This is a genomic window from Vibrio paracholerae, assembly GCF_037672085.1.
Lineage (GTDB): Bacteria > Pseudomonadota > Gammaproteobacteria > Enterobacterales > Vibrionaceae > Vibrio > Vibrio cholerae.
In genome coordinates this window covers 41,470-66,937 of sequence record NZ_JBBHLM010000003.1, presented here as the reverse complement: position 1 = coordinate 66,937, position 25,468 = coordinate 41,470, and the positions used below count along the sequence as shown (strand labels likewise).

The window sequence follows — 25,468 nt, the reverse complement described above, 5'->3', positions numbered from 1 at the left end:
TGACCTGAAAACCGACAACCCTAAACAGAAACTCCCTAAAAACAGCAAAAACTATGACAGCACAAACATCAAAGCGCACCATCGACTCCGCCTCTGACGAAATCGATCTGGGCAAACTTTTTGGCTTACTGCTTGACGGAAAATGGATCATCCTCGTTACCACAATGGTTTTTGCCGTTTTTGGGGTCGCGTTTGCCATTCTTTCCACTCCCATTTACAAGGCGGATGCCTTAATCCAGATCGAAGCCAAAAAAGGCGGCGGCATCTCATCGCTGGTGGGCGGAGATATGGGCGAACTGTTCAGTTCGGATTCTACCGCGACCACGGAAATTGAAATCATCAAATCGCGGATGATTTTGGGCGACACCGTTGAAAAATTTAACCTCACTACCCTCGTCACGCCGGATTATTTCCCCCTCATCGGCAAAGGCATAGCCCGTTTAAGTGGTCGAGTGAATCAACTGCAAGTCAGCCGTTTTGAACTGCCGGATTTCGCTACCACGTTAGAGCATCAAATCGTGGTGCAAGATGCCGAGCAAGGCACTTACCAGCTGGTGCGTGGTGATGGCAAAGTGATTTTGCAAGGCGTTGCGGGTGAGCTGGCGGAGCAAGATGAGTACCGTTTGTTTGTCACGGGGATCGAAGCCGAAAGCGGTTTTGCGTTCAACATCGCCAAAATCAATGAGCTGGATGCGATTAACGAGCTCAAGCAAAACCTCTCGATTGCTGAAAAAGGCAAACAGACGGGCATTGTCGAGCTGTCACTGACCGGTGAAAACCCAGCGCAGATCCGCGCGCTGCTCAATAACATCAGCCAAAACTACTTTTTACAAAACGTGAAACGTAACTCGGCTGAAGCCGAAAAAAGCCTGAGCTTTTTACAAGGCCACCTACCGGATATCAAAACCGATTTAGAAAGTTCAGAAGATGTACTGAACCGCTACCGTCAAGACAACGAATCCATTGACCTAAGCCTAGAAGCGAAAGCCACGCTGGATGTGATGGTTAAGCTAGAAGCTCAACTTAACGAACTGACCTTTAAAGAGAGTGAAATCAGCCAGCGTTTCACCACTGACCACCCAGCCTATAAATCGCTGCTGGATAAACGCCAAGTGCTGCTCAAAGAACGTGAGCGAATTAACCACCAAGTACAAAAGCTGCCCAGAACCCAGCGCGAAATCCTACGCATGACGCGTGATGTGGAAGTAAACCAGCAAATCTACCTGCAATTGCTCAATAAAGTGCAAGAGCTGAATGTGATTAAGGCGGGCACGGTCGGTAACGTACGAATTTTGGATAACGCACAAGCCTATGCCAAACCGGTCAAGCCGAAAAAACCGCTGATTGCCGTATTGGCCACCTTATTGGGTGCGATGGCGAGTGTCGGTTTCGTATTGGTGAAAGCGGCGCTGCACCGCGGAGTCGAAAACCCAGATGATATTGAAGCTTTAGGCCTTTCGGTTTATGCGAGTGTTCCGAAGTCAGATATGCAACAAGGCTTTGAAAAGCGGATGAAGCGCCGTAAAAGCGATGAGCTTACGCTACTGGCCGAATACAACCCTGCCGATCTCTCGATTGAAGCGCTGCGTGGTCTACGCACCAGCTTGCACTTTGCGATGATGGAAGCAAAAAACAATATCCTGATGATTTCAGGCCCTGCGCCGGGTATTGGTAAATCATTCGTTTCGACCAACTTTGCCGCAGTCGCGGCGAAAACCGGCCAAAAAGTGCTATTGATTGATGCCGATATGCGTAAAGGCTACCTACAAAAGCCGTTTGGTTTGCCGTGGGAAAATGGCCTTTCTGATTACCTTGCCGGCAAGTTAGCCCTAGAAAGCTGCATTAAAACCTGCCCAGTGGAAAACCTAGCGATTATCACCCGTGGCCAAGTGCCGCCCAACCCTTCAGAACTGCTGATGCATAAGCGAATGGAAGAGTTGCTGCAATGGGCCTCTGAGCATTATGACCTCGTGATTATGGATACCCCGCCTGTATTGGCCGTGACTGACCCAAGTATTGTTGGTGCCCACGCCGGTACCACCTTAATGGTGGCGCGTTTTGGCCAAAATACCGCGAAAGAGATTGATGTGGCCCGTCACCGCTTTGAGCAATCCGGTATTGAAGTGAAAGGGGTGATTTTCAACGCCGTCGAGAAGAAAGCGTCAAGTACTTATGGGTATGGGTATTACAACTATAGCTATGGTGATGATCAGAAAGCCTAAGTTTTTACTTTAGGAGTTACTCATGTATCTGTTGGTTATGGCCGATCTGGGGTTTTTATGACTAGATCAGTTTCCAAGCGCCAAGAGTTTCCGGTGGGGCGGACAGATGTGATTAAACATTCTAAAAAATGAAACAGTACTAAAAGCGATGAGATATGACTTCTGAGAATCTGCATTTTCAGTACTGCGCACGGCTTTGATCGTTCATAGGATGAACCTTATTTCGTGAAAATTTAAGTGTCTTCAATATTCACGGGTATATATTAAATGTCTAACTCCCGAATTGTTAAAAACTCTGTTGTTCTATATCTACGTTTACTAATAACGATAGTTCTAGGTATATTCACTACACGAATAGTGATCAATGCTCTAGGTATAGATGATTACGGTATTTATGGTGTTGTCGCAGGGTTAATCACTATGTTTGGTTTTATGAATGCGGCTATGTCGTCTTCAACTCAGCGCTACCTATCATTTGATTTGGGTTTAAAGGATGCCATAAAGCTACAACAAACATTTACTACGTCTGTAAATATTCACTTATTAATCGGTGTTGTTACATTTTTGCTTGCAGAAGTGGTAGGACTGTGGGCAGTGAATCATTTACTAGATATACCTATAGATAGGCTTAGGGGTGCAAATATAGTATTTCAATTCTCTTTAGTAGCTTTCTTTTTTGGAATAATACAGGTTCCTTACCAAGCAGTGACTATCGCATATGAGCGAATGAATGCCTATGCTTGTATTAGTATTATTGATGTGCTTTTAAAACTTATCGCAGCATATCTGCTAACCACGGCAACTATTGATAAGCTTGTTCTTTACTCTCAGTTATTGGCATTTATCTCTGTGCTTTCTTTTATTATGTATGCTTCCTATGTGCGTATACAGTGTAAAGAAATTAAGTACCTAAAATATTTTGATGAGAAATATTACAAAGAGATTTTAAGCTTTTCTGGTTGGAATTTATTTGGGAATATAGCGGCTGTTGCACGTGGTCAAGGTATAAACGTGCTGATCAATATATTTTTTGGTGTGGCTTTGAATGCAGCTTATGGAGTCTCCATGATGATGCAAGGAGTACTGACACAATTTGCTGCAAGCATACAGCAGGCAATAAACCCACAAATAATTAAAAGTTATGCTAAAGGCGAACTAGAAAGAACGGAGCGATTAATGCATCTTAGCTCCAAGTACTCATTTTTTGTTATGCTCATCCTTATAGCACCTTTGTATTTGAATTTAGATTATGTGTTAGATCTTTGGTTAGGTGTAATTCCTGACTATAGTGCTAATTTTATTAGATATTTGTTTGTTTTCATATTGATAGAAGTGCTTTCAAATTCCTTGATGATTGGTTTGCAAGCAACTGGGAAAATAAAAAAATATCATATTACTGTTGGATTTATAGTGTTTTTAAATTTCCCACTTACCTATTTAATCTATACAGTTTACAAAGAACCTGAGATGGCTTTTTTAGTTTTAATTTGTACATCATGTATTTCACTTTATGCACGGTTACTCTTTGTGAAAAATCAGCTTGGATATTCTATTCTAAATTTTACAAAAAAAGTTTTATTACATGTTTTTGTGATACTTGTTCTATCTTTTCCTTTGCTCTATCTCAATCAGGTTGATAGCTTTACCAATTTTTTTAAGGTGTTTACTGATTCGATAATTTGTAGTTTTTATTTAATGCTTACTATTTATCTGTTCGGTTTAAACAAAGAAGAAAGATTATTTATCAAAAATACACTAAGAAAGATTCTCAAAAATGGTTCAAATTAAAGATATTGTAAAGAATAACTTATGTACTGGTTGTGGTGTCTGTGTAAGTGAACAACCAGATAGGTTAAAAATGGTAATAAATGAGGAAGGATTCTGGGTTGCTAAGCAAATAGGTAATGGAACAGAAGATGCAGTTAGAGTATGTCCCTTTAATCCTAAACCAGAAGAGGAAATTTTAGATGAAGATGCCATCGCTAATTACTTTCTGCCCAAAGATAACAAATTTGACAAAAGAGTAGGTAGTTACATTAATAGTTATGCCGGCTACTCAGTTAAGCATCGAGAAACCTCATCATCTGGTGGTCTTGGTACATATTTTTTTGAGTATCTACTAAGAAATAAGATTGTAGAAAAAATATTTGTTGTCGCCGAGAGAAATGGAGGATATGAATATCAATGGTTTGATGATATAGATTCAATAACTAGAACGTCAAAGACACGTTACTGCCCTGTGACTCTTGAAAAGCTTTTTTTAGAAATTGATAATATTGATGGAAAGATTGCTGTATCAGGTGTGCCAAGCTTTATCAAAGCTATTCGTTTGAAGCAATACTACCATCCTAAATATAAAGAAAAGATTGCCTTTTTAGCTGGAATAATCTGTGGTGGATTAAAAAGTAAGTTTTATACAGACTATTTGGCACAGAAAGCGGGCATTAATGGAGAATATAGCCACCAAGAGTATCGTATTAAAGATACGAATTCTCATGCTTTAGATTATTCATTTGGTGCAAAAGAACTTGCAACTGGGGAATTTAAAACTGTAAAAATGTCTAAAGTAGGGAATACGTGGGGAAGTTCATTTTTTAATGCCCCTGCTTATGATTTTTCTGATGACCTTGTTGCAGAATTAGCAGATGTTTCTTTAGGTGATGCTTGGATCAAACCGTATCAAGATGATGGTAAAGGCAACAATGTTATCGTAACGAGAAGTAAGATTGCTGATCAGATTGTCCAAGAGGGTTTGGCATGCGGTGAATTGATTATGGATTCGATTTCTATTGAGCTTTTTAAGTCTTCGCAAGCTGGTGGTTTCAAGCATAAGCAATTAGGTATGAAACAGAGACTAAAGTTACAAAAGCCAAAAATGGACTTCTTACCTTATAAGAGATCTCGACTTCTCGAAAAAACACCACTCGAATACACTTTGGTGCAACATCAAAGGCTAATAACACGTGATACCAGCACAAAAGAATGGCTAAAACACAAAGAAGTTAATGCTTTTGATGCAGCTTTAGATATGAGTATGAAAAAACTAAATAGACTTACTCGTGTTTATCATCTAGTCCAAAGAATTAAGAATAAAATAGGTTTAAAAACAGTTTAATGAAAATAGCAATTCTAACGCAGCCTCTACATAACAATTACGGTGGTTTGCTCCAAGCTTTTGCATTACAAAAGTATTTGAAAGAGCAAGGTAATGAAGTTATGACCGTTGATTTTGCATGGAATCAAAAGTTACGTTATTTCGGTGTTAAATCCATTCTTGGTAATATTATTCGTAAGTATATTTTACGAAGAAATATTAGAAGTATTTTTCCTATCACTAATGAAGAAAAGCGTAGAATAGGCCAGCATACAGATAGATTCACAGCTGAGTACATACGTACTACGCAAAAAGTCTACTCCGTTGATGAAATCTCCTACATAAAAAACTATCAATTTGATGCGTATGTTGTTGGTAGCGATCAAGTTTGGAGGCCTGCATATTCACCTGGCATGCCAGCGTTCTTCTTATCTTTTTTAAATAAGAGTGATGATGCAAAGCGCATCGCTTATGCAGCATCATTTGGTGTCGATAACTGTAGTGAATTTAGCCAACAAGCGTTGACGGAGTATGCTGTTTTACTAAAACAATTTGATGCCGTTGCGGTTCGTGAGGATAGTGCTGTGGATTTATGCAAACAGCATTTTGGTGTTGTTGCTGAGCATGTGCTTGACCCTACCTTTCTATTAGATAAAGAAGTGTATAGTCAACTTGTTAAGCAAGACAAATGCCCTGCTAGTAACGGTAATATGATGGTTTATGTTCTTGATCAATCATTAGATAAGAAAGAAATTATTCAGGCTGTAGCCAATGAACGTAGCTTGACACCCTACACTGTTATGCCGGACGAACAAGGCGTTTATCCCCCTGTTACGCAATGGTTACGTGGTTTCATGGATGCAGAGTTTGTCGTAACCGATTCTTTTCACGGTGTGGCATTTTCGATTATTTTCAATAGGCCATTTATCGCGATAGGAAACCATGATCGTGGATTGGCCCGTTTTACTTCTGTTTTAAAAATGTTTGGCTTGCAAGAGCGGCTTATATTCAGCATTAATGAATTAACGACTCAGCTTATCAATCAGCCAATAGATTTTTCCAAAGTCAATCGCTTAAAAAACGAGAAACAGCAGTTTGCTATGGATTTTTTAAATAATGCCTTGTCAGGAAAATAATATGATCGGCTCTATGTCAAGTTATTCAGCACCTAAGGTTTCAGTAATTATGCCGGTATATAATACTGAGCTGTATGTTGAACGGGCAATGATTAGCTTGATGGAACAAACCCTTGATGATGTTCAATTCATCATTATTGATGATGGTTCAAAAGATAACTCTCTGAATATCATCAAACAGGTGATTAACCGTTACCCCGAGCGACAACGGCAGGTAACCTTAATTAGCCGTGAGAACCGCGGCGTTGCTGCCTCTCGTGCTCAAGGGATGGAGCTGGCTACTGGCGATTATGTTATCCATCTTGATAGCGACGATTGGGCTGAGCTCAACTGGTTAGAAGCTATGTATACGAAAGCCATTGAAGAAAATGCTGATGTGGTTGTGTGTAATTACCATGCTGTTTATATAGATAAATCAACTTATATAAAACAGTCGATTGGTGTGGATGGTGTTGATTGTGTTAAAAAACTATTTACTGGTAATATAAGCAATTCCAATTGGAATAAATTGGTTTTGAGAACTATCTTTATCAAAAATGGAATATATTTTCATTCTGGATATGATTTGGGAGAGGATTTCTTTGTAACGGTTAGAGTTTTTTTAAATTCAAAAAAAATATCATCAGTCAATTACTCTTTGTATAATTACAATCAGTGTAATATTGCATCTCTTACTCATAACTTGAGTTTTAAATCCCTAGATGATTATTGCGAAGTCGTTGATGTAATTAATTCTGAATTAATATCCAAATCTTTGGATAAAGTTATTTCCAAAGAGTTAATACATCTTAAATTAGAACTGAAAGCATTACTTGCTTACTATTCAAGGTGGGATTTGATTCGAATTAAAAAAGCACTTGAAATTTATCCAGAAACCAATGGTTTTATTTTTAAATCTAATTATAAAAGGTTGAAACTATATAGGCTTTTAAATTTACTTGGTGTGTTTTGGTTGATTGATTTAATAAGGAAATAACATGAAATCAAATGTGTTAAATAATATTTTGATTTCTCTTTGTTTGGTTTTGTTAATTTTTCAGCCTAGTGTGCCATATCTTTCTTCCGCTGGTGCTGTCATTACAGTTTTAATATCGCTGGTGAAAATTATTTTCTCCACTAAATCACCAGTAAGAGTAAAGCATTATATTGTTAGCTTTTTTGTTCCCATAATTATTTTTTATTTTTTAATTCTTTTTTATTCGGCTGCAAGGGTTTTATTGGATGGGTTATATGATATTAGTTTTTTCCGTGTATCTTTAAATCAAACTATTTTTTTAATTGCAGTTTTTTTATTTGTTATATCTTTTGACGATTATTCTGATAAGTTTGAGAAATATATATTTATACTATTTGTAGCCAATCTTTTTTATGCTGTGCTTGCAGTTGATTTTTTTCCATCTTTGCTTGATTTAGCCGTAAAAGTGAAGGGGGAAAGTAGTGATCTAGTTGATAAGAATTATCTGAATTTATATAGGATTGCATTTTTTGGCAGTGACTCTCATTATGGTATCTCTGCTTTATATTCTTTAGCCCTCGTTTGTTTTTCTTTCTATATGAAAAAAGCAAATATAAATAGTATCGTTGGAGGTTTTTTTCTATTGTTTTTGGCAGTAGCAGGTGTTATTGCAGGTAGGACGGCATTCATCTTTATACTTGTTTCATTTTTTATATTACTTCGTAATAGTATCAAGATTACCTTTTTATTTCTATTTTTCTCATCGCTGAGTATTTATTTAGTTACCATGTATTTAGATCTTCCAGAGCATTTTGTTAATTGGATGTTTGAATTGTTTATAAATTTAAGTGATGGTAAAGGTGTGCAGACTGAATCATCAAATCACCTCTTAAAAATGTATAGTATTAATATCGATGTCAATCCAGTTTTTGGAAATGCAAAGTTTTTACTTGATAATGGTAGTTATTACGGCGGAAGTGATGTCGGATATATACGACACTTTTTGTTTGGTGGTTTTTTAATTTGTATCTTAATATACTTATTGCCGGTTATTATTTTGTTGAAAAATAAACTTGATCTCAAGATAATGATTGCATTTTTATCAATGTATATATTGGAGTTGAAGGGGAGTGCAATATACGAAACGCCTATGATGGTTTTGTTTATTATTATTTCATTTCTATCATATAAAGAAAAACAGAATTTTTATAAATCCCGTTCAGTTTATTAAACTATTTTATAATGAATTTGGAATTATATGGATAATAAAAGATTGTTATTCATCGCTGATGCCTTTTTGGGTGGCGGCGTAGAAATTGTAATGCTTCGTTTAGCAAGGCAAATGATAATTTTGGGGTTTGAAGTCCATATTCTTTTTATAAGAAATAGTGATTTTAAGTTCGAAGTTCCTGAAGGGGTCAAAGTTCATTATTATTTTGACAAACATGAGAAATTTATAAAAAAGTCGTTCATTAATCCTTTTGAATATATCAGGTTTAAACGATTTTATCTAAATTTGGAAAATGAGCTTGGTAGTTTTTTTGCTTGTGTATCAAATCAACCATACTCATCATCTATTCTGATAAAATCAGGTATAAAAAATGTTTTTTTTGTAATACACAGCTCGGTCGAGCTTCAATTAAAGAATGCAATCTCAAGGAAAGATCTACCTTCTCTGTTGAGGTTTATAAGGTTGAAATATTGGTTTTCTTTATTGAATGAAAAGAAAATAATTTGTGTTTCGCAAGGTATAAAAGAAGAAATTCTAAAGCAGAAGCGAATAAGACCTATTGATATTCATTCGATATATAACGCCTTTGATAAAGAGTATATAATTTCTCGATCCCAAGAGATAAATGTTGATATACCCAAAGAAGACTATTTGATATGGGTCGGTCGATTTAGCAAAGAAAAAAATCCTGAACTTTTTCTAAAAGCTTTTTCGTTAATGAAAAATAAAAAAATACTTGCAGTTATGCTTTGTGAAAATAAAGCTTCGGCAGCAAAGGTTGCATGCAGCTTGGGTATAAATGATAGAGTGATTTTACCTGATTTCCAGCAAAACCCATTTCCTTGGATTGTTGCATCAAAGGCATTAGTATTAAGCTCAGATTTCGAAGGCCTGCCCACCGTTTTAATTGAGGCATTAATATGCGGTACTCCTATCATTAGCACTAGGTGCATGTGTAAAGATGATGAAATTTTAAGTGGTAGTTTATCGAGATTCCTTGTTCCTAAAAATAATCCAGCTGAGTTGTCTTGTGCTATGGACAATATTCTTCTGAATCCTCCATCAAAAAAAGAGCTGTATTCGGCACCTATCTTGAATGATATTTCTTCAATTGAAGTAGCAAGACAATATATTAGAGTAATCTATGGGGTAGAAAATGATAACAACATTAATAGCATTGAATAAAATAGACAAATTTGTTTTTGATGCGATTAATAGCATAGTTGAACAAAAGATTAATGTTCCCCATGAAGTATTGATAATTGCAAATGGTGAAAACTATGAATTAGTTGCAAAATGGTTGGAGGATAAATTTAAAGAAAAAGTTAAAATATGCTGCACACCAATTGGACAATTGTCATATGCATTAAATTTAGGTCTTTCTTGTGCTAAATATGACTTGATCGCGAGAATGGATGCTGATGATATTTCTATTCCGAATAGACTGCAATTAAATTTAGAATTCATGCAAGAAAATGATCTCGATATGGTTGGTTCATGTCTTACTCTCATCAATGAACATGATGAAATAATAGGGCATAGAAAATATCCTAAGGCGGAAGGGATAAGTAAAATATTACCTTTTAGAAATCCATTTGCACACAACACTATTTTGATTAAAAAAGAAGTTATCTTAAAAGCTAGAGGTTATAATTCTGGTTTTAATTCGGAAGATTATGACCTTTGGTTTAGACTGCATCGACAGGGTATTAAATGGGATAATATGGATTTGGAGCTTGTAAAATATAGAATCCATTCGGATGCATGTCAGCGTAGATTGTTAGGGTATGCGGAATCAACCGGGCTTGCGATGCGGGAGTTTATATTAAATAAAACATTTGTGAACTTTCTAGCTGTTTTTTACCATTTCTTTAAATCTTGTGTTAGGGCTAGAAAAGAGTAATGAACCAGAAAAAAATCGCTTTCGTTGCCAACACTGCATGGTCTGTATTCAATTTTCGCCACTCTCTTATTAAAGAGTTATTGCGCTGTGGTGTGGAGCTGTATGTTATCGCCCCTGAGGATAAATTCTCAGCAAAGCTGACTGAGATGGGGTGCCAAGTGCTCGATTTGCCTATGCAAGCGAAAGGAGTAAATCCCATCGCTGATTTGGCTTTAATGCTGCGCTTATTACGCCATTACCGTGAAATAAAACCTGATTTTATTATTCACTATACGATTAAGCCCAATATTTATGGCTCCTTAGCGGCTAAATTAGCTGGTATTCCTTCTTTAGCGATCACTACAGGGCTAGGGTACACTTTTGTTAATCAAAATGTGGTCTCTCAGGTTGCTCAGCAGTTATATAAATTCGCCTTTCGTTATCCCAAAGAGGTGTGGTTTTTAAATGAGGATGATCGCAGCGTATTTTTAGAGCATCACTTAATTGAGCCCGATAAAGCAGTGTTGCTGCATGGTGAGGGGGTGAACCTTAACCACTTTGTACCGAGTGACAAACCACAATCTGATGAAAATATTCGCTTCCTACTGATAGCTCGTATGTTGCGAGATAAAGGTGTGTGTGAGTTTGTAGAGGCGGCGCGCCAAATTCGTCAGCGCTATCCGAATGCTATTTTCCAATTGTTGGGTGATTGCAGTGTGCTTAACCCAAGTGTGATTGGGCGCGAGGAAATTGCCCTGTGGGAAAAGGAAGGGATAGTAGAGTATCTGGGCACTACAGATGATGTGCGCCCCATTATTGCCCAAGCGGATTGTTTAGTTTTACCTTCGTACTATAGAGAAGGCATTCCAAGAACTCTTATGGAAGGTGCTGCGATGGCAAAACCTATTATCACGACAGATAATGTGGGTTGTCGTGATGTGGTGCTTGATGGTCAAACGGGCTATTTATGTGAAGTGAAAAATGCTAAGGCACTGGCGCAGCGTTGCGAGCAATTTTTAACACTCAGTGATTCAGAGAAACAAGCAATGGGTAAAGCGGGCCGTAGTTTTATGGAGGCTAAGTTTGATGAGAAATTAGTCATCAAACAGTATTTCGAAACGCTTAAAAAATATAAGGTGTTGTCTGTGAAAAATGAATTGTTTGTGTAACGATTTTTTCATTTGATGTATGTACAAAAAAACACCGCCTTGTGCGGTGTCATTGTTTGTAGACCAATCATTAGAAGTTGCTGATGGACTGTTCCATCTCTTTCTCGCCTCGACCAAAGATTCTGCGCAGGAAGCGGGTGATTCGCCAAACGTACGCGAGCAGTAGCGAATACACCAAGAAGCAGAGCATAAAGCTAAAGAACATCACAGGTTCTGGGATCTTTTTCATTTCGCCGTAAATACCAAACGCAGCAAATAAAGCAGCGAACGCACAAATTACCGCTAAGGTTTGGTGTGAGCTTAACCCTAAGCGTTGGAAAATGTGGTGCAGATGTTCGCGATCGGGTTTAAACGGAGAATGTCCGCGGCGAATACGGCGGATCATAATCGCGGCCATATCCATCAGTGGAATCGCAATCAACCATAATGCGGTAATTGGGCGCATGGTATGTTGGTTTTCATTCTGGCTTAACCCAAGCAGTAACCAGATTGCGGTAAAACCAATCATCATACTGCCCGCATCTCCCATAAACACTTTGCGTTTACGGCCAAAAATGCCCAAGTTGAACATGATGTAAGGCAGCATAGCGATGACGAGCAGAGCACAGAGTTGGCTAAAGCCGACGCTTCCATTCACAAACGCCAGAATACCAATCCCGCCGAAGGTCACCATTGAAAGGCCACCAAGCAACCCGTCAATACCGTCCACCATATTAAATGCGTTTATCGCGCCAATTACGGCCAATATGGTGACGACCGCAGCAAACATGCCAAGGTGGATATCACCCATCCCTAAGAGATTGCCAAGGTAGTTTAGATCGATCCCAGTCTGATACATCATCAAAATAGAGAGTAGCGCTTGTACCGTCATGCGGGCTTTAACACTGAGATCGTATTTATCATCTAACGCACCAACCAGAGTCAAAATAATAATCGACATCAGGTAGAGCGCTTGGTGCGGGAATAGATTAGGGTTAAACAGTAAATAAAGGCACAGCGTGGAGCAGATCGATATTCCGCCGACAAGGGGGATAACGCCTTGATGGAGTTTTCTTGCATTCGGCTTATCAACGAGCCCGATTCTTTTGGCGATTTTTCTCATTACAAAAAGTAATGTAGTAGAGAGCGCAAAGATGATTGATATTTCCATGAACATCGATTCTGCCAACTGGTTTTTATAAATTTTTAAGTGGCGCGATTTTAGTCTAATGCTTTTGGTTGATAAAGAGTTTTATCATCTATTAGTTATTGATTCTGGTGTCATTTTTGTCAGTTATTTTTGGCTAAAATGAGACTATCGCTAAGTTTTTTTATTTGAACTCAAGTTTTTTTTATGAACTTGGATTTTTTAGCTCAAAGAGTGACCACTTTGACGGTCGTTTGGTTAGAACCTAGTCTAAATAATGCGATGAATTTCATTGTTTACTGTTGTTTGTACGTAAACTGTTTCAAGATGGAGTCATTAATTGGGAAATTGATTTTGGTGTTATCTGTGTCGAAAGAATGAGCATTTCTATATTCTCAGTATTCTTGAGATTAATTTGTTTGGCTAAAAATTCACCACAATGAATGATTGTTGGTTGATTTCAGTGCTGCTCTACGGATGTTTATAAATGTGGGAATTAATGGGCTTCAAAAATCGAATTTTTAATATTAACGGTTCTAAACTTGCTCGCTACCTCGGTATTCTGGTGTTGGCTGCGGTGTGTTATCTCTCCTTTTCTCCGTCTTTAGTTAAGGTGATCGATGTGCCCTACATTGATAAGGCGGAGCACACTTTGGCTTATTTGGTGCTGACGCTGCTCGGGTGTGCAGGATTATCACGCCGAGTATGGATTGCGCCGCTGCTGCTGTTTGTTTTTGGTGTGGTGGCGGAGTTTGTTCAAGAATCGATTGGGCGTGAGTTCTCATGGGCAGATATGGCCGCCAATGGCGCGGGCGTGCTGTTGGGTGTGGTGATTTACGCACTGTTTTGTCGATGGGCTGTTGCTTATCGCTGAGTTTGTGGTGATTGGCTCGCACTTTGGTAGCTCGGTGCGTTGCTGAGGCGAGCTAACCACGGCAAGGTGGCGCAAAAAGTGTGGCGCAAAACAGGAGAAACAACATGGAAGTGGTTCATCACGGAGGGAAGGCGAGTGTCACGGGTTCATGCCATGAATTGCGAGCCGATGGGCAAGCGCTGCTGATTGATTGCGGCTTGTTTCAAGGGGCGGATGGACGCCCGTTGGCGGTGGAGTTTGCACTGGGGCATGTGGATGCTCTGATCTTAACCCATGCGCACATCGACCATATTGGCCGTTTGCCTTGGTTATTGGCAGCCGGTTTTAAGCAGCCGATTTACTGTACGGCGGCAACGGCGGAGCTGGTGCCATTGATGCTGGAAGATGGTTTAAAGCTGCAGTTAGGCATGTCTCCCAAGCAGAGTGAGCGCGTACTGACCGAGGTGCGCCGTTTGCTGCGGGTGCAAGATTATCAAAAGTGGTTTGCGGTGCAGCCTAAGCGTGCTGATTCGCTCTGGGTGCGCTTTCAGCCTGCGGGGCATATTTTGGGCTCGGCGTATGTGGAAATTCGGCGTCCGAATGGTGAGGTGGTGGTGTTTTCGGGGGATTTGGGGCCAAGCCATACGCCTTTGTTGCCCGATCCGCAGTCGCCAGAGCGGGCCGATTATCTGTTTATTGAAACCACTTATGGCGATAAGCAGCACGAGGATGTGCAGAGCCGAGGGCAGCGGCTGCGCGCGATGATTGAGCGCTCACTGACTGACGGCGGTGCGATTTTGATCCCGGCGTTCAGTGTCGGGCGCACGCAAGAGCTGCTCTTTGATATTGAGCAGCTTATCTTTTCTCAGCAAATTGATGCTAATTTGCCGATTATTCTCGATTCGCCGATGGCGCAGCGAGTGACGCGTTCTTATCGTCGCTTTAAGCAGTTATGGGGACGAGAAGCCAAAGCGCGGCTGCAAATGCATCGGCATCCGTTGGCGTTTGAGCAGTGTATTACGGTGGAAGATCACCGAACCCATGAGCGTTTGGTTAACCGTTTAGCCTCAACCGGAGAGGCGGCGATTGTGGTGGCGGCTTCGGGGATGTGTCAGGGCGGCCGCATTATGGATTATTTAAAGGCGCTGCTGCCGGATAAGCGAACTGACCTGATTTTGGCTGGTTTTCAAGCTGAAGGTACGCTTGGGCGCAGTATTCAAAGTGGTCAACCTTCGGTCTGGATTGAGGGGACTGAAGTGGAAGTCAACGCGCATATTCATACGATGTCCGGTTATTCCGCCCACGCCGATAAAGCGGATTTGCTGCGCTTTATTACCGGCATTCCTGAAAAGCCCAAGCAAGTGCACCTCATCCACGGTGAAGCCGCAGCCAAGCAAGCGTTCGCGGCTGAGCTTACTCAACTCGGATATTCGGTGCTTTGAGTTGGGAGCTTGGCTTGGTGTGAAATACCCCCTCCCGTCCTCCCCCTAGAAGGGGGAGGTGTAAGATCGATGCGCGCGAAGGGAGGGACTGTGTTTAGCCTCTCAGAGCGCGAAAGTCATTGCCTGTGGGGGCTTGCGAGACGCGCAAGTCAAACTCGGGCAGTACCGCGTAGATATGATCAAAAATATCCGACTGAATACGCTCATACTCCACCCACACTGTGGTGCTGGTAAAGCAGTACACCTCTAGCGAAATGCCATCGTGAGTGGGCGCTAACTGACGCACCATCAGCGTCATATCTTGGTGAATATTGGGGTGATTCCGCAGGTAGCGCTCTAAATAAGCGCGGAAACTGCCGATGTTGGTCAGGCGGCGGCCATTGATACGGCAGGCCAAATCCCAATGTTTTTGTTGGTTGTAGCTGCTGATCTCTTGCTCTTTCTCGACCAAGTACGGCTCAAGCAGTTGCGCTTTTTTCAGCGCTTGTTTCTCTTCTTCTGTTAAAAAATGCACGCTGGTGGCATCAATCAAAATGCTGCGTTTGATGCGGCGACCGCCAGACTCTTGCATGCCTTTCCAGTTTTTAAAGGAATCTGAAATCAGAGCGTAGCTTGGAATGGTGGTGATGGTTTTATCCCAGTTCTGCACTTTGACTGTGGTTAGGCTGATATCAATTACCGAACCATCCGCGCCATATTTGGGCATTTCCAACCAGTCACCGACCGAGAGCATTTTGTTGGCAGAAAGCTGTACCCCTGCAACTAAGCCGAGGATCGGGTCTTTAAACACCAACATAAAGACGGCGGTCATCGCACCTAAGCCGCTGAGCAGAATAACCGGCGACTTACCGATTAAAATTGAGGTGAAAAACAGCGCCGCGATAATAAACACAATCAGCTTGATACTTTGCAAAATACCGCGCGTGGGTAGGTTTTTACCCACTTGAGTTCTGCTCAGCAGCGTTTCCAATACGTTGAGTACCGAATATGTGGCCAGCATGCCAAACAGCACAATCCACAACGAAGTGATGGTGTGTAGCACATCGTAGGCAAAGGTATTGGGGGTGAGCCACAATTGGTTTTGTACCGAAATTACAATACCTTGGATGAGTAGAGCGGCGCGGCTAAACAGTTGTTCTTTAAACAGAGCATTGCGCCAAACGCTTTGCTCATGGTGAGTGTGACGCTTGAGCCAAATCAGGACTCCGCGGTGTAACACCAGATGAATGGCAATCGAAATAGCGGTGATCAATCCGAGCGCTTCGGCGATTTTAACCACGCGGTCAATATCAATATCAAACTGTTGTAACCACAAGGTTAATGTTTCAAGCATGGTTTACTCCTTAAGCAATATGTGCGCCATGGTACAGCAAAGCCTGATCGCTTGCTATGTAGCACCTTTAAGACGATCCTGCCGTTGTTTAGTAGCCTTTTTCAAAATCAATCTGATTACGCAGTGGCAAATTATCGCACCAACGTTGGTAGTTATCGGCGAAGATATCGACCACTTGCTCTGGAAAGCTGACCGCCGCGATGTGCGGTGTGATGGTGATCGCCGGATTGTCCCAGAATGGGTGATCTTGAGCGAGTGGCTCTTTGATAAACACATCCAAAAACGCGTGGCGAATGTGTCCTGCTGCAATTAAATCCGGCAGATCCTGCTCTACTAACGTTTTGCCACGCCCGACGTTAAACAGCAGCGCTTGGTGGCAGTGGCGAAGATTTTCTTGATTGAGCAGCCCTTCGGTTGCGGGGGTATTGGGCAGCGTATTCACCAGTAAGTCGGCGCGCATTAAAGCGGCTGGCAGCTCACTGATGTGATAAGTGGCATCAAAATGCCCTTCTTTGGCCGGAATGCCGGTACGATTGACGCCCACTACTCGCAGCCCAAACTGTTTAGCCACATGGGCTAAATGGCTACCAATCGAGCCGGTACCCAAAATCACTAGGGTTTGATTGGCAAGTGAAGAGTAAGGGCGCGGCTGCCAAAGGCGCTCAGCTTGTTGGGTTTGATACAGGCGAAAATCGCGCTGATATTGGATAGCGTAACCCATCACATACTCGGCGATCAGGTGCCCGAAGATGCCTTTGACGTTGGTCAGCAGATAGTTTTTGCGCAGTTTGGGGTCCATTAAGGTATCGACGCCGGCATAGGCGGAATGCAGCCATTGCAAGCGCGGAAACTCATCCAAACGGCGAGCGGCCATCGGCGGTGCGGCCAACAAAATCGTGGCCTTGGCGCGATCTTCTGTTAAGGCGAGCCCTTCCAGTTGGCGCTCAAGGATCAGCTCGCGGTAGTGTTCATCATGTTCAGTCAGAATATACAGCTGGTGGAAATTGTTCATAGGCGCGTCTTTTTTCCCTTATGGTTATCCAGTACACTTCCGCTGTCTTTTTCCGCAACGATTTGAAGTGACTATGTTACAAAACCCTCTACAGCTTCGTCTTGAGAAGTTTGAACCTTGGCAACAGATTACCTTTATGGCCTGTCTGTGTGAACGTATGTATCCGAATTACGCTATGTTCTGTGAGCACACGCAGTTTGCTGAGGCGCGTATCTACCGTGACATTCTCGACAGCGTGTGGGAATTGATGACGGTAAAAAATGCCAAAGTGAACTTTGAGCATCAGCTTGAAAAGCTCGAAGAGCTGATCCCAACTTCGGATGCGTTTGATCTGTACGCCGTGTATCCCGCGATTGATGCCTGTGAAGGCTTGGCCACCCTGCTGCATGGTTTGTTGGATCGTGATGATTTAGCGGAATCTATGATCAAAGTGAGCCAGATTTCGGTACAAACCGTCGCTCAACTGGAAGAAGCACAAACCGGTGAAGCCATCACCAACGATAACCAAAAAGAGAATGAAGCCGTGTGCGCCGAGTGGGATGTACAGTGGGCGATTTTCCGCCCGCTGCGTGAAGCCGTCGAGCGCGACATTGATCTCATCAAAGACCTACGCAAAGAGCTGCGCGAAGAAGGGGTCAGCAATATTGGGGTGGAGTTGTAATTTCCTCTTTATCATCATTCCCTCCCCTTGTAGGGGAGGGTTAGGGTGGGGTATTTGGCGCTCACCGATGCCTACGTTGCTTGGTTTGGCGTGAAATACCCCCTCCCATCCTCCCCCTAGAAGGGGGAGGGGCAAGATCGGTTGCTTAGGTTGCCCTATAAGGGAGAGGTGTAAGAGCCATTCTCTTTATCAATCAGCAAGATTAAGCTTGTTTCCCTCCCCTTTTAGGGGAGGGTTAGGGTGGGGTATTTGGTGCTCACCGATGCCTACGTTGCTTGGTTTGGCGTGAAATACCCCCTCCCATCCTCCCCCTAGAAGGGGGAGGGGCAAGATCGGTTGCTTAGGTTGTCCTATAAGGGAGAGGTGTAAGAGCCATTCTCTTTATCAATCAGCAAGATTAAGCTTGTTTCCCTCCCCTTGTAGGGGAGGGTTAGGGTGGGGTATTTGGCGCTCACCGATGCCTACGTTGCTTGGTTTGGCGTGAAATACCCCCTCCCATCCTCCCCCTAGAAGGGGGAGGGGCAAGATCGGTTGCTTAGGTTGCCCTATAAGGGAGAGGTGTAAGAGCCATTCTCTTTATCAATCAGCAAGATTAAGCTTGTTTCCCTCCCCTTTTAGGGGAGGGTTAGGGTGGGGTATTTTGATGCTCGAGGATGCAAGCCTGTAAATGACGAAAGATATCCTCAATAACATCTGTGAGCTGTTGTTCTACCTCTTGGTTTGTATAACGAACAACCCGAATACCATGCCGTTTCAAGTAGGCCGTACGTTGCTCATCATGAATTTTTCCACCTTCGGAAAAATGAGAATCGCCATCAATCTCTACCGCCAACTTGTATGTAGAGCAGTAAAAGTCCAGAACGTAATTACCAACCCCAAATTGGCGACGAAATTTAACGCCTAGCTGAAAATGGCGCAGGTGTTGCCATAAACGTTGTTCAGGATGCGTCATATTATTGCGTAAGTATTGACGAAACACTTTTGAACGTTGGGGGTTGGAGTCCATCCGTTTTTTATTCCACTTCGTCGCGGCTTTCGATCATGCGATGCTGACGCTTCCAGTGCTCCCAGCGTTCGGTGGCCAGTTGCTGCATATCGGTTGTGCGATCCGCCTCATCGATAATCTCTTCGCCGAGCAAGTGCTCGAAGATGTCTTCTAAGGTCAGCAAACCCTGCACTGAGCCGTATTCGTCTACCACGACCGAAAGTTGCAAGCGTTTTTGCATCATCTGATCGAAGGCTTTTGGTAGGCTCAAGGTGTTGAGCACCACATGGATTGGGCGCATCACATCGCCCAGTAGCAAGTTTCCTTGGCCATTTTGCTGCTCTTTAAACAACTCAAGGCGGTGCACAAAGCCGACAATGTTGTCTTTCTCTTCGCTGTAAATCAGCGGGCGCGAGAACGGAGTATCGCGGTGCTGCTCGATAAATTCATCAATCGTTAGATCCGCTGAAACGCGAAACAGTACCGGGCGCGGCGTCATAACTTGCGTTACTGGCACATTTTGAATCGCCAGTAAGTTGTTCAGCATTTTGGATTCGCCTTCAGCAAACTCACCGTTTTCATTGGCCAACATCGCCATCGCGGAGATTTCGTCACGTAGCTTTGGCGCTTCGACTTTGCGCGCGAGGCGCTTAGTGATCTGCTCTGAGAACCAGACGAACGGCGTCAGCGCCCATACCATCCAACGCAGCACGAGAGAAGCTTGGGGAGCGAGTTCACGCCAGTAGGTCGCACCTATGGTTTTGGGCACGATTTCCGACAGCACCAGAATGCCTAGGGTGAGCACAGCAGAGAACAGGCCAAGCCACTGGCTACCAAACACCACCGCCGCTTGTGCGCCCGCCGTCGCAGCACCTATGGTGTGCGCAATGGTATTGAGGGTCAGAATCGAGGCGAGTGGGCGGTCGATATCCGCCTTTAGGCCTGCTAGGCGATTAGCCGCAGGGTGGCCTTGTTGGCGTAACTGGGCTAGATAGCTTGGGGTAATACTTAAGAGTACCGCTTCTAAAACTGAACAGATAAACGATACGCCAATCGCGACAGAGATACATATCGCAAGCAGAAACATAAAATTCCTTGGTTTTAAAGTGCACGTTCGAACTCTTTTCTTCTCACTATCTTCGCGGTAAAAAAGGCTGCAAAGCACAGGGAGAATATGAAGAAAAATCGCTTCGCCTGAAGGAGCCGAAAGTGCTTTTTTCAGTCACTAAATCGATTGAAATGACAGGCTTCCCAGTCGATTAGCCCTTTTTAAATAAGGTTTCTCTCACTCAATTACAAGTAAACCTGTGGCTGGATTAGTAACAAATTGTGAGTTGTTACTCAGATTACGGTTAAAAGTGCGTCATAAAAGCGAAAGTTGCGCGACAAACCTTTGCCAGAGCGGGCATTTATGTTTTAGAGTGAGCTCGATTCGATAACCTATTGAGAAGGGAAACCTAAATGAACAAGACCCAATTGATCGACTTTATCGCAGAGAAAGCGGACCTGACTAAAGTGCAAGCGAAAGCAGCTCTTGAAGCGACTCTGGGTGCGGTTGAAGGTGCTCTGAAAGACGGCGACCAAGTACAACTGATTGGTTTTGGTACATTCAAAGTTAATCATCGTTCTGCTCGTACTGGCCGTAATCCAAAGACCGGTGAAGAGATCAAAATTGCGGCAGCTAACGTTCCTGCATTCGTAGCAGGTAAAGCGCTGAAAGACGCGATCAAGTAATTGCTTTATACTACGCCGAGATTGAACATCTCGGCGTTTTTGTTTATGAAGCAGCAGTTATCCTTTCTTTTTTTGCTCTCTGGTTTATTGGCCGGGTGCTCGTCTACTCCTAATCCCAATGTAGAGCAGATCAATCAATTTACTGGTGGTAAAACGATTGGTGATGCGACCAGTTTTTACTGGTATACCGAACGCTTTCAAAAACCGAGCTCAGCCTCAGACTACGTGACCTCCGGTGACTACGGCAGTTATCAAACCAGCTATCGCTGGGAAGAGGGACAAGTGCGTGAGATTCGCCGTGAAGGTGAGCATCTGGATGGTAAGAAGTTGGTGCCGTTTCGCGTCCATATTCGTTTTAGCAAAGAAGGCGAAGCGGTGTATCAGCAGTATCGGTTGGGCGGAAAAGTACTGCCGATGAATGAAGAGCAACTGGCTCACTACGTTTTGCAAGCCAAAGCGGTGGCAGAGGCAACCAAAGAGCAGGACAAACAAGGTTTAGAGCTGATCCAAGGCTACTGGAATGGTAAAACCTTTGAGACTTGTCAGGGCGCTGAGTATCAGCGCGTCGAGTTTAATCAAAGTTTGCCCAGCTTTGTGTTTAACCGCCTAGCTTCTATCGAAAGCTATGTGGCGTTTTTAGGCAAGATCCGTAACGGCAAAGTGCATATCGACGAGCTGCTGTTGCTCGATGATGCGGGTCACGATTGTGTGAAAGAGCCGGAGTTGCTTGATTAAATCGGCCCATGTTTGCCAATCCAATCGAATAAAAAACCTATCGAATAAGAAAGCGCGAAGTTCGCGCTTTTTTCTATTGATAAGAAGATGGATGCCCGCTTACTTGGCTTGCTCGCGTGCAATCGCGCGATAACCGATATCGCGGCGGCAGAACATACCATTCCAGTGGATTTGATCCGCCAGTTGGTAAGCGCGTTGCTGCGCTTCTAATACGGTATTGCCGAGTGCAGTGGCACACAATACGCGACCGCCATTCGTAACCACTTGGTCGCCTTGGGTTTCGGTGCCGGCGTGGAACACTTTTTGTCCTGCGCTTTCTTGAGTCGGTAGACCTGAAATCACCTCACCTTTAGCGTAATCGCCCGGATAGCCGCCGGCGGCGAGAACCACACCGATCGAGGCGCGTGGGTCCCACTTCGATTCCACTTGATCCAGCTTACCCGCAATTGCTGCTTGGCACAGCTCAACCAGATCCGATTGCAGACGCATCATGATCGGTTGGGTTTCTGGGTCACCAAAGCGGCAGTTGTACTCAATCACTTTCGGTGCGCCAGTGTTATCAATCATCAAACCCGCGTATAGGAAGCCTGTGTAGGTGTTGCCTTCGGCTGCCATACCGCGCACGGTTGGGTAAATCACTTCACGCATTACGCGATCATGGACGTCCTGTGTCACCACTGGTGCTGGTGAGTAAGCACCCATACCGCCGGTGTTCGGGCCAGTATCGGCATCGCCCACGCGTTTGTGATCTTGGCTGGTGGCCATAGGCAGGACGTTTTCACCATCAACCATGACGATAAAGCTCGCTTCCTCTCCATCAAGGAATTCTTCAACCACCACACGGCTGCCTGCTGAACCAAACGCATTACCAGCCAGCATGTCTTGAATTGCGTCTTCGGCCTCTTGCAGAGTCATGGCAACAATCACGCCTTTGCCCGCCGCTAAACCGTCCGCTTTCACTACAATCGGCGCACCTTTTTCACGTACATACGCTAGTGCTGGCTCAATTTCAGTGAAGTTAGCGTAAGCCGCAGTTGGGATGTTGTGACGCGCGAGGAAATCTTTGGTGAAGGCTTTGGAGCCTTCCAGTTGCGCTGCGCCTTGGGTTGGGCCAAAAATCGGCAGACCCGCTGCACGAAACGCATCGACCACACCAATCACCAGTGGTGCTTCTGGGCCAACAATGGTCAGCTCAATCGCTTTATCTTGGGCAAAGGCAACCAGTGCTGGAATGTCGGTGATGCCAATGTTGACGTTTTGCACCTTGTGCTCAAGGGCAGTACCCGCATTGCCGGGCGCGACGTAGATGGTGTCAACTTGTGGGTTTTGTGCCACTTTCCACGCCAGTGCGTGTTCGCGACCGCCAGAGCCGATGATGAGAACTTGCATTGTGAAATCCTTACTTAAACAAGATGGGGCGCGTGGCACCCCATACCAATCATGCCAATTAATGACGGAAGTGACGCATACCGGTGAAGATCATCGCCATACCGTGTTCGTTGGCGGCATCAATCACCTCTTGGTCGCGCATTGAACCACCCGGTTGGATCACACAGGTAATGCCTGCGGCGGCGGCTGCATCAATCCCATCACGGAAGGGGAAGAAAGCATCCGAAGCCATCACGCTGCCCGCGACTTCCAAGCCTTCATCGGCGGCTTTGATTCCCGCGATTTTCGCTGAATAAACACGGCTCATTTGGCCTGCGCCGATGCCGATGGTCATGTCGCCTTTGGCGTACACAATCGCGTTGGATTTCACGTATTTCGCTACTTTCCAGCAGAACAGGGCATCTTTCAGCTCAGCGTCGCTAGGTTGACGAGTCGAAACCACTTGTAGGTCATCTTGTGCCACCATGCCTTGGTCACGATCTTGCACCAATAAGCCACCATTCACGCGCTTCAAATCAAATCCTGTGGTTTGGCCTTGCCATTCACCACATTCCAGCAAACGTACGTTTTGTTTGGCTGCGACGACGTCGATCGCGGCTTGCGAGACTTTCGGCGCAATGATCACTTCCACAAACTGACGCTCGATGATCGCTTTTGCGGTTTCGCCGTCCAGCTCGCGGTTAAAAGCAATGATGCCGCCAAATGCTGAGGTTGGGTCAGTTTGATAAGCGCGGTTGTAGGCTTGCAGAAGATCATCGCCCAACGCTACACCACATGGGTTCGCGTGTTTGACAATCACACAGGCTGGCTGGCTGAACTCTTTGACGCACTCCAGTGCGGCATCGGTATCGGCAATGTTGTTGTAAGAAAGGGCTTTACCTTGGATTTGGTGCGCGGTTGCCACTGAGGCTTCTTGTGGGTTGGCTTCAACATAGAAAGCGGCTGCTTGGTGGCTGTTTTCGCCGTAACGCATATCTTGCTTTTTGATGAACTGCGCATTGAACGTGCGTGGGAATTTACTTTTTAAAGAAAGCGATTCTTCATCGCCTTCTTTGTTATCACCATAAGAAGGCACCAGCGTGCCGAAGTAGTTGGCAATCATGCCATCGTACGCCGCGGTATGTTCAAAAGCAGAGATGGCCAGATCAAAACGCGTGGCTAAGGTCAGGGAGTTGTGGTTGGCATCCATTTCGCGGATCACACGCTCGTAATCGTGCGCATTCACCACAATGGTCACATCTTTATGGTTTTTCGCCGCAGAGCGCACCATGGTTGGCCCGCCGATATCGATGTTTTCCACCGCATCAGCCAGCGTGCAATTTGGATTGGCTACGGTTTGGGCGAAAGGATAGAGGTTCACCACCACCATATCGATCGGCTGAATGCCGTGGGTGTTCATCACCGCATCATCTTGGCCGCGACGGCCTAAAATACCGCCATGCACTTTCGGGTGCAGGGTTTTGACGCGTCCGTCCATCATTTCTGGGAAACCGGTGTAATCGGAGACTTCCGTTACCGTCAGGCCTTGTTCAGCCAATAGACGAGCGGTGCCACCGGTGGAGAGAAGTTCAACGCCGCGCTCTGCAAGCGCTTTTGCGAACTCAACAATGCCGGTTTTATCTGATACGCTGAGAAGCGCACGGTGAATAGGACGAGCGTTGTTCATGCTTCCATTTTCCTTTAAAAGATATTTGCCGAAAGTGATCTGCTGTGCGGTGTTGGGGAAGCTCGCTGCAAAGCCTCACTGCGCAAAAAACAACAGAGCCATTTGGGGAAATACCTTATCCGCCGCGATTTGAATGGCGCGTATTCTAACCAATTTATTACAAAAGATCTCGCGCAATCGTTTGGCATGGGAAAAATAATCGCTAAAAAACGGTTTTTCAAGCACAAATTTTAACGAAAGCTTAAATTTCCCCAAACTACTCCAAGTAGTCAGGGAGGAGGAGGAGTGATGTTTCAGATTGGAGAGTTAGCCAAACGCTGCGGCGTTTCTACCGATACACTGCGTTTCTATGAAAAAAATGAGCTGATTGCTCCGGCAACGCGCACCGAGTCGGGCTATCGACTGTACGATGAAAAGAGCCAGCAACAAGTCACGTTTATTTTAAAAGCCAAAGAGTTAGGGCTGAGCCTCGAAGAGATTAAAGAGCTGCTCGAAATACGTTTGGAAGCGACCGAACACAGCTGCGCCGAGGTGAAAGCGATCACCAGCGCTAAGCTGGCGGTGATCGACCAAAAGATTGAAGAGCTGACCCGTATTCGCAGCGCGCTGAAAAAAATCAATGATGCCTGCTGCGGGCATGTCGAAGATAACGCCAGCCACTGCTCGATTTTAGCCGCGTTAGAGTAGAGAAATAACACCTAATTTATATTCTGATTGATAAGGGTAATTTAGTTTTTACCACTAGGAATGAGGTTGTCTGATGGTTAAACAACCTAAGTTTGCAATTTTTAGCCTTATCAATAGTAGGTGAAATAGAGTAGTGCACTTATAATTTCGCTCTTC

At 43.9% G+C, this 25,468-nt stretch carries 23 protein-coding genes; 15 read left to right on the top strand and 8 right to left on the bottom strand.

What is annotated here, in order from left to right; genetic code table 11:
- Window positions 1-53: 53 nt before the first annotated feature.
- From R4537_RS17620 to R4537_RS17580, 9 genes are all read left to right on the top strand, one after another.
- Window positions 54-2,222: a polysaccharide biosynthesis tyrosine autokinase gene (locus tag R4537_RS17620; RefSeq protein ID WP_071178594.1), complete on the top strand. Its 2,169-nt coding sequence runs from the start codon at window positions 54-56 to the stop codon at window positions 2,220-2,222.
- A gap of 357 nt (window positions 2,223-2,579) precedes the next feature.
- Window positions 2,580-4,010 carry a lipopolysaccharide biosynthesis protein gene (locus R4537_RS17615; RefSeq protein WP_235859101.1) on the top strand — a complete coding sequence of 477 codons (1,431 nt, stop codon included), beginning with the start codon at window positions 2,580-2,582 and terminating at the stop codon, window positions 4,008-4,010.
- Window positions 3,997-5,337, top strand: a complete 1,341-nt coding sequence (locus R4537_RS17610; protein WP_071178596.1) for a Coenzyme F420 hydrogenase/dehydrogenase, beta subunit C-terminal domain — start codon at window positions 3,997-3,999, stop codon at window positions 5,335-5,337. Before R4537_RS17615 ends, R4537_RS17610 begins: the two co-directional genes overlap by 14 nt.
- The gene (locus tag R4537_RS17605) at window positions 5,337-6,452 is read left to right on the top strand and encodes a polysaccharide pyruvyl transferase family protein (RefSeq protein WP_071178597.1); all 1,116 of its coding nucleotides are present in this window, start codon (window positions 5,337-5,339) and stop codon (window positions 6,450-6,452) included. The genes R4537_RS17610 and R4537_RS17605 overlap by 1 nt, the downstream gene beginning before the upstream one ends.
- A gap of 13 nt (window positions 6,453-6,465) precedes the next feature.
- The gene (locus R4537_RS17600) at window positions 6,466-7,428 is read left to right on the top strand and encodes a glycosyltransferase family 2 protein (protein ID WP_338953985.1); all 963 of its coding nucleotides are present in this window, start codon (window positions 6,466-6,468) and stop codon (window positions 7,426-7,428) included.
- A gap of 1 nt (window position 7,429) precedes the next feature.
- Window positions 7,430-8,638, top strand: coding sequence for a hypothetical protein (locus R4537_RS17595; RefSeq protein WP_071178599.1), 1,209 nt, complete (start codon window positions 7,430-7,432; stop codon window positions 8,636-8,638).
- Window positions 8,639-8,665: 27 nt separating this feature from the next.
- Window positions 8,666-9,823 (top strand): glycosyltransferase, encoded by a 1,158-nt coding sequence (locus R4537_RS17590; protein ID WP_071178600.1) that lies wholly within the window; start codon window positions 8,666-8,668, stop codon window positions 9,821-9,823.
- The gene (locus R4537_RS17585) at window positions 9,795-10,541 is read left to right on the top strand and encodes a glycosyltransferase (protein WP_071178601.1); all 747 of its coding nucleotides are present in this window, start codon (window positions 9,795-9,797) and stop codon (window positions 10,539-10,541) included. The genes R4537_RS17590 and R4537_RS17585 overlap by 29 nt, the downstream gene beginning before the upstream one ends.
- Window positions 10,541-11,689, top strand: coding sequence for a glycosyltransferase family 4 protein (locus tag R4537_RS17580; protein ID WP_071178602.1), 1,149 nt, complete (start codon window positions 10,541-10,543; stop codon window positions 11,687-11,689). The genes R4537_RS17585 and R4537_RS17580 overlap by 1 nt, the downstream gene beginning before the upstream one ends.
- A 70-nt stretch (window positions 11,690-11,759) precedes the next feature.
- Here the strand turns inward: R4537_RS17580 and wecA are convergent, their stop codons facing one another.
- A complete protein-coding gene (wecA, locus tag R4537_RS17575; RefSeq protein WP_032467994.1) occupies window positions 11,760-12,845 on the bottom strand; it encodes a UDP-N-acetylglucosamine--undecaprenyl-phosphate N-acetylglucosaminephosphotransferase in 1,086 nt (361 codons plus the stop codon).
- 469 nt (window positions 12,846-13,314) lie between these two features.
- Here wecA and R4537_RS17570 point away from each other — a divergent pair, with 469 nt between their 5' ends.
- Window positions 13,315-13,689, top strand: coding sequence for a VanZ family protein (locus R4537_RS17570; RefSeq protein ID WP_057573463.1), 375 nt, complete (start codon window positions 13,315-13,317; stop codon window positions 13,687-13,689).
- A 104-nt stretch (window positions 13,690-13,793) separates the two neighbouring features.
- The gene (locus R4537_RS17565; protein ID WP_071178603.1) at window positions 13,794-15,110 is read left to right on the top strand and encodes an MBL fold metallo-hydrolase; all 1,317 of its coding nucleotides are present in this window, start codon (window positions 13,794-13,796) and stop codon (window positions 15,108-15,110) included.
- Window positions 15,111-15,204: 94 nt separating this feature from the next.
- On the opposite strand, the gene R4537_RS17560 is transcribed toward R4537_RS17565, so the two are convergent.
- Together R4537_RS17560 and R4537_RS17555 are read right to left on the bottom strand one after the other, a co-directional pair.
- Window positions 15,205-16,443, bottom strand: a complete 1,239-nt coding sequence (locus tag R4537_RS17560) for a mechanosensitive ion channel family protein (protein ID WP_071178604.1) — start codon at window positions 16,441-16,443, stop codon at window positions 15,205-15,207.
- 88 nt (window positions 16,444-16,531) lie between these two features.
- Window positions 16,532-17,455 (bottom strand): D-2-hydroxyacid dehydrogenase, encoded by a 924-nt coding sequence (locus R4537_RS17555; protein ID WP_001058655.1) that lies wholly within the window; start codon window positions 17,453-17,455, stop codon window positions 16,532-16,534.
- A gap of 73 nt (window positions 17,456-17,528) precedes the next feature.
- Here R4537_RS17555 and R4537_RS17550 point away from each other — a divergent pair, with 73 nt between their 5' ends.
- A complete protein-coding gene (locus R4537_RS17550) occupies window positions 17,529-18,116 on the top strand; it encodes a YjaG family protein (RefSeq protein WP_000941132.1) in 588 nt (195 codons plus the stop codon).
- A gap of 625 nt (window positions 18,117-18,741) precedes the next feature.
- Here the strand turns inward: R4537_RS17550 and R4537_RS17545 are convergent.
- Together R4537_RS17545 and R4537_RS17540 are read right to left on the bottom strand one after the other, a co-directional pair.
- Complete coding sequence (locus tag R4537_RS17545) at window positions 18,742-19,122, bottom strand: endonuclease domain-containing protein (protein WP_071178605.1); 381 nt, start codon at window positions 19,120-19,122, stop codon at window positions 18,742-18,744.
- Window positions 19,123-19,129: 7 nt separating this feature from the next.
- The gene (locus tag R4537_RS17540) at window positions 19,130-20,188 is read right to left on the bottom strand and encodes a CNNM domain-containing protein (RefSeq protein ID WP_071178606.1); all 1,059 of its coding nucleotides are present in this window, start codon (window positions 20,186-20,188) and stop codon (window positions 19,130-19,132) included.
- 374 nt (window positions 20,189-20,562) lie between these two features.
- On the opposite strand from R4537_RS17540, the gene hupA reads away from it, so the two are divergent.
- Together hupA and R4537_RS17530 are read left to right on the top strand one after the other, a co-directional pair.
- Entirely contained in the window at window positions 20,563-20,835 is a 273-nt protein-coding gene (gene hupA / locus R4537_RS17535; protein WP_001044507.1) for a nucleoid-associated protein HU-alpha, read from the top strand.
- Window positions 20,836-20,880: 45 nt separating this feature from the next.
- The gene (locus tag R4537_RS17530; protein WP_000813299.1) at window positions 20,881-21,570 is read left to right on the top strand and encodes a DUF1481 domain-containing protein; all 690 of its coding nucleotides are present in this window, start codon (window positions 20,881-20,883) and stop codon (window positions 21,568-21,570) included.
- A gap of 99 nt (window positions 21,571-21,669) precedes the next feature.
- On the opposite strand, the gene purD is transcribed toward R4537_RS17530, so the two are convergent.
- From purD to R4537_RS17515, 3 genes are all read right to left on the bottom strand, one after another.
- Window positions 21,670-22,959, bottom strand: a complete 1,290-nt coding sequence (gene purD, locus R4537_RS17525) for a phosphoribosylamine--glycine ligase (RefSeq protein ID WP_071178607.1) — start codon at window positions 22,957-22,959, stop codon at window positions 21,670-21,672.
- 58 nt (window positions 22,960-23,017) lie between these two features.
- A complete protein-coding gene (purH, locus tag R4537_RS17520) occupies window positions 23,018-24,625 on the bottom strand; it encodes a bifunctional phosphoribosylaminoimidazolecarboxamide formyltransferase/IMP cyclohydrolase (RefSeq protein ID WP_071178608.1) in 1,608 nt (535 codons plus the stop codon).
- A gap of 75 nt (window positions 24,626-24,700) precedes the next feature.
- On the bottom strand, window positions 24,701-24,880 hold the full coding sequence (locus R4537_RS17515; RefSeq protein ID WP_000514449.1) for a hypothetical protein: 180 nt from the start codon (window positions 24,878-24,880) through the stop codon (window positions 24,701-24,703).
- Between the two features lie 33 nt (window positions 24,881-24,913).
- On the opposite strand from R4537_RS17515, the gene zntR reads away from it, so the two are divergent.
- Window positions 24,914-25,312 (top strand): Zn(2+)-responsive transcriptional regulator, encoded by a 399-nt coding sequence (gene zntR / locus R4537_RS17510; protein WP_000486335.1) that lies wholly within the window; start codon window positions 24,914-24,916, stop codon window positions 25,310-25,312.
- The last annotated feature ends 156 nt before the right edge of the window (window positions 25,313-25,468 follow it).

Bases quoted from the DNA above. Each gene is read 5' to 3' on its own strand.
- zntR (WP_000486335.1), top strand. From the start codon at position 24,914: ATGTTTCAGATTGGAGAGTTAGCCAAACGCTGCGGCGTTTCTACCGAT.
- R4537_RS17600 (WP_338953985.1), top strand. From the start codon at position 6,466: ATGTCAAGTTATTCAGCACCTAAGGTTTCAGTAATTATGCCGGTATAT.
- R4537_RS17550 (WP_000941132.1), top strand. From the start codon at position 17,529: ATGTTACAAAACCCTCTACAGCTTCGTCTTGAGAAGTTTGAACCTTGG.
- wecA (WP_032467994.1), bottom strand. From the start codon at position 12,845: ATGTTCATGGAAATATCAATCATCTTTGCGCTCTCTACTACATTACTT.
- R4537_RS17605 (WP_071178597.1), top strand. From the start codon at position 5,337: ATGAAAATAGCAATTCTAACGCAGCCTCTACATAACAATTACGGTGGT.
- R4537_RS17555 (WP_001058655.1), bottom strand. From the start codon at position 17,455: ATGAACAATTTCCACCAGCTGTATATTCTGACTGAACATGATGAACAC.
- R4537_RS17565 (WP_071178603.1), top strand. From the start codon at position 13,794: ATGGAAGTGGTTCATCACGGAGGGAAGGCGAGTGTCACGGGTTCATGC.
- R4537_RS17585 (WP_071178601.1), top strand. From the start codon at position 9,795: ATGATAACAACATTAATAGCATTGAATAAAATAGACAAATTTGTTTTT.
- R4537_RS17540 (WP_071178606.1), bottom strand. From the start codon at position 20,188: ATGTTTCTGCTTGCGATATGTATCTCTGTCGCGATTGGCGTATCGTTT.
- R4537_RS17595 (WP_071178599.1), top strand. From the start codon at position 7,430: ATGAAATCAAATGTGTTAAATAATATTTTGATTTCTCTTTGTTTGGTT.
- R4537_RS17560 (WP_071178604.1), bottom strand. From the start codon at position 16,443: ATGCTTGAAACATTAACCTTGTGGTTACAACAGTTTGATATTGATATT.
- R4537_RS17620 (WP_071178594.1), top strand. From the start codon at position 54: ATGACAGCACAAACATCAAAGCGCACCATCGACTCCGCCTCTGACGAA.
- hupA (WP_001044507.1), top strand. From the start codon at position 20,563: ATGAACAAGACCCAATTGATCGACTTTATCGCAGAGAAAGCGGACCTG.
- R4537_RS17570 (WP_057573463.1), top strand. From the start codon at position 13,315: ATGGGCTTCAAAAATCGAATTTTTAATATTAACGGTTCTAAACTTGCT.
- purH (WP_071178608.1), bottom strand. From the start codon at position 24,625: ATGAACAACGCTCGTCCTATTCACCGTGCGCTTCTCAGCGTATCAGAT.
- R4537_RS17545 (WP_071178605.1), bottom strand. From the start codon at position 19,122: ATGGACTCCAACCCCCAACGTTCAAAAGTGTTTCGTCAATACTTACGC.
- purD (WP_071178607.1), bottom strand. From the start codon at position 22,959: ATGCAAGTTCTCATCATCGGCTCTGGCGGTCGCGAACACGCACTGGCG.
- R4537_RS17580 (WP_071178602.1), top strand. From the start codon at position 10,541: ATGAACCAGAAAAAAATCGCTTTCGTTGCCAACACTGCATGGTCTGTA.
- R4537_RS17590 (WP_071178600.1), top strand. From the start codon at position 8,666: ATGGATAATAAAAGATTGTTATTCATCGCTGATGCCTTTTTGGGTGGC.
- R4537_RS17530 (WP_000813299.1), top strand. From the start codon at position 20,881: ATGAAGCAGCAGTTATCCTTTCTTTTTTTGCTCTCTGGTTTATTGGCC.
- R4537_RS17610 (WP_071178596.1), top strand. From the start codon at position 3,997: ATGGTTCAAATTAAAGATATTGTAAAGAATAACTTATGTACTGGTTGT.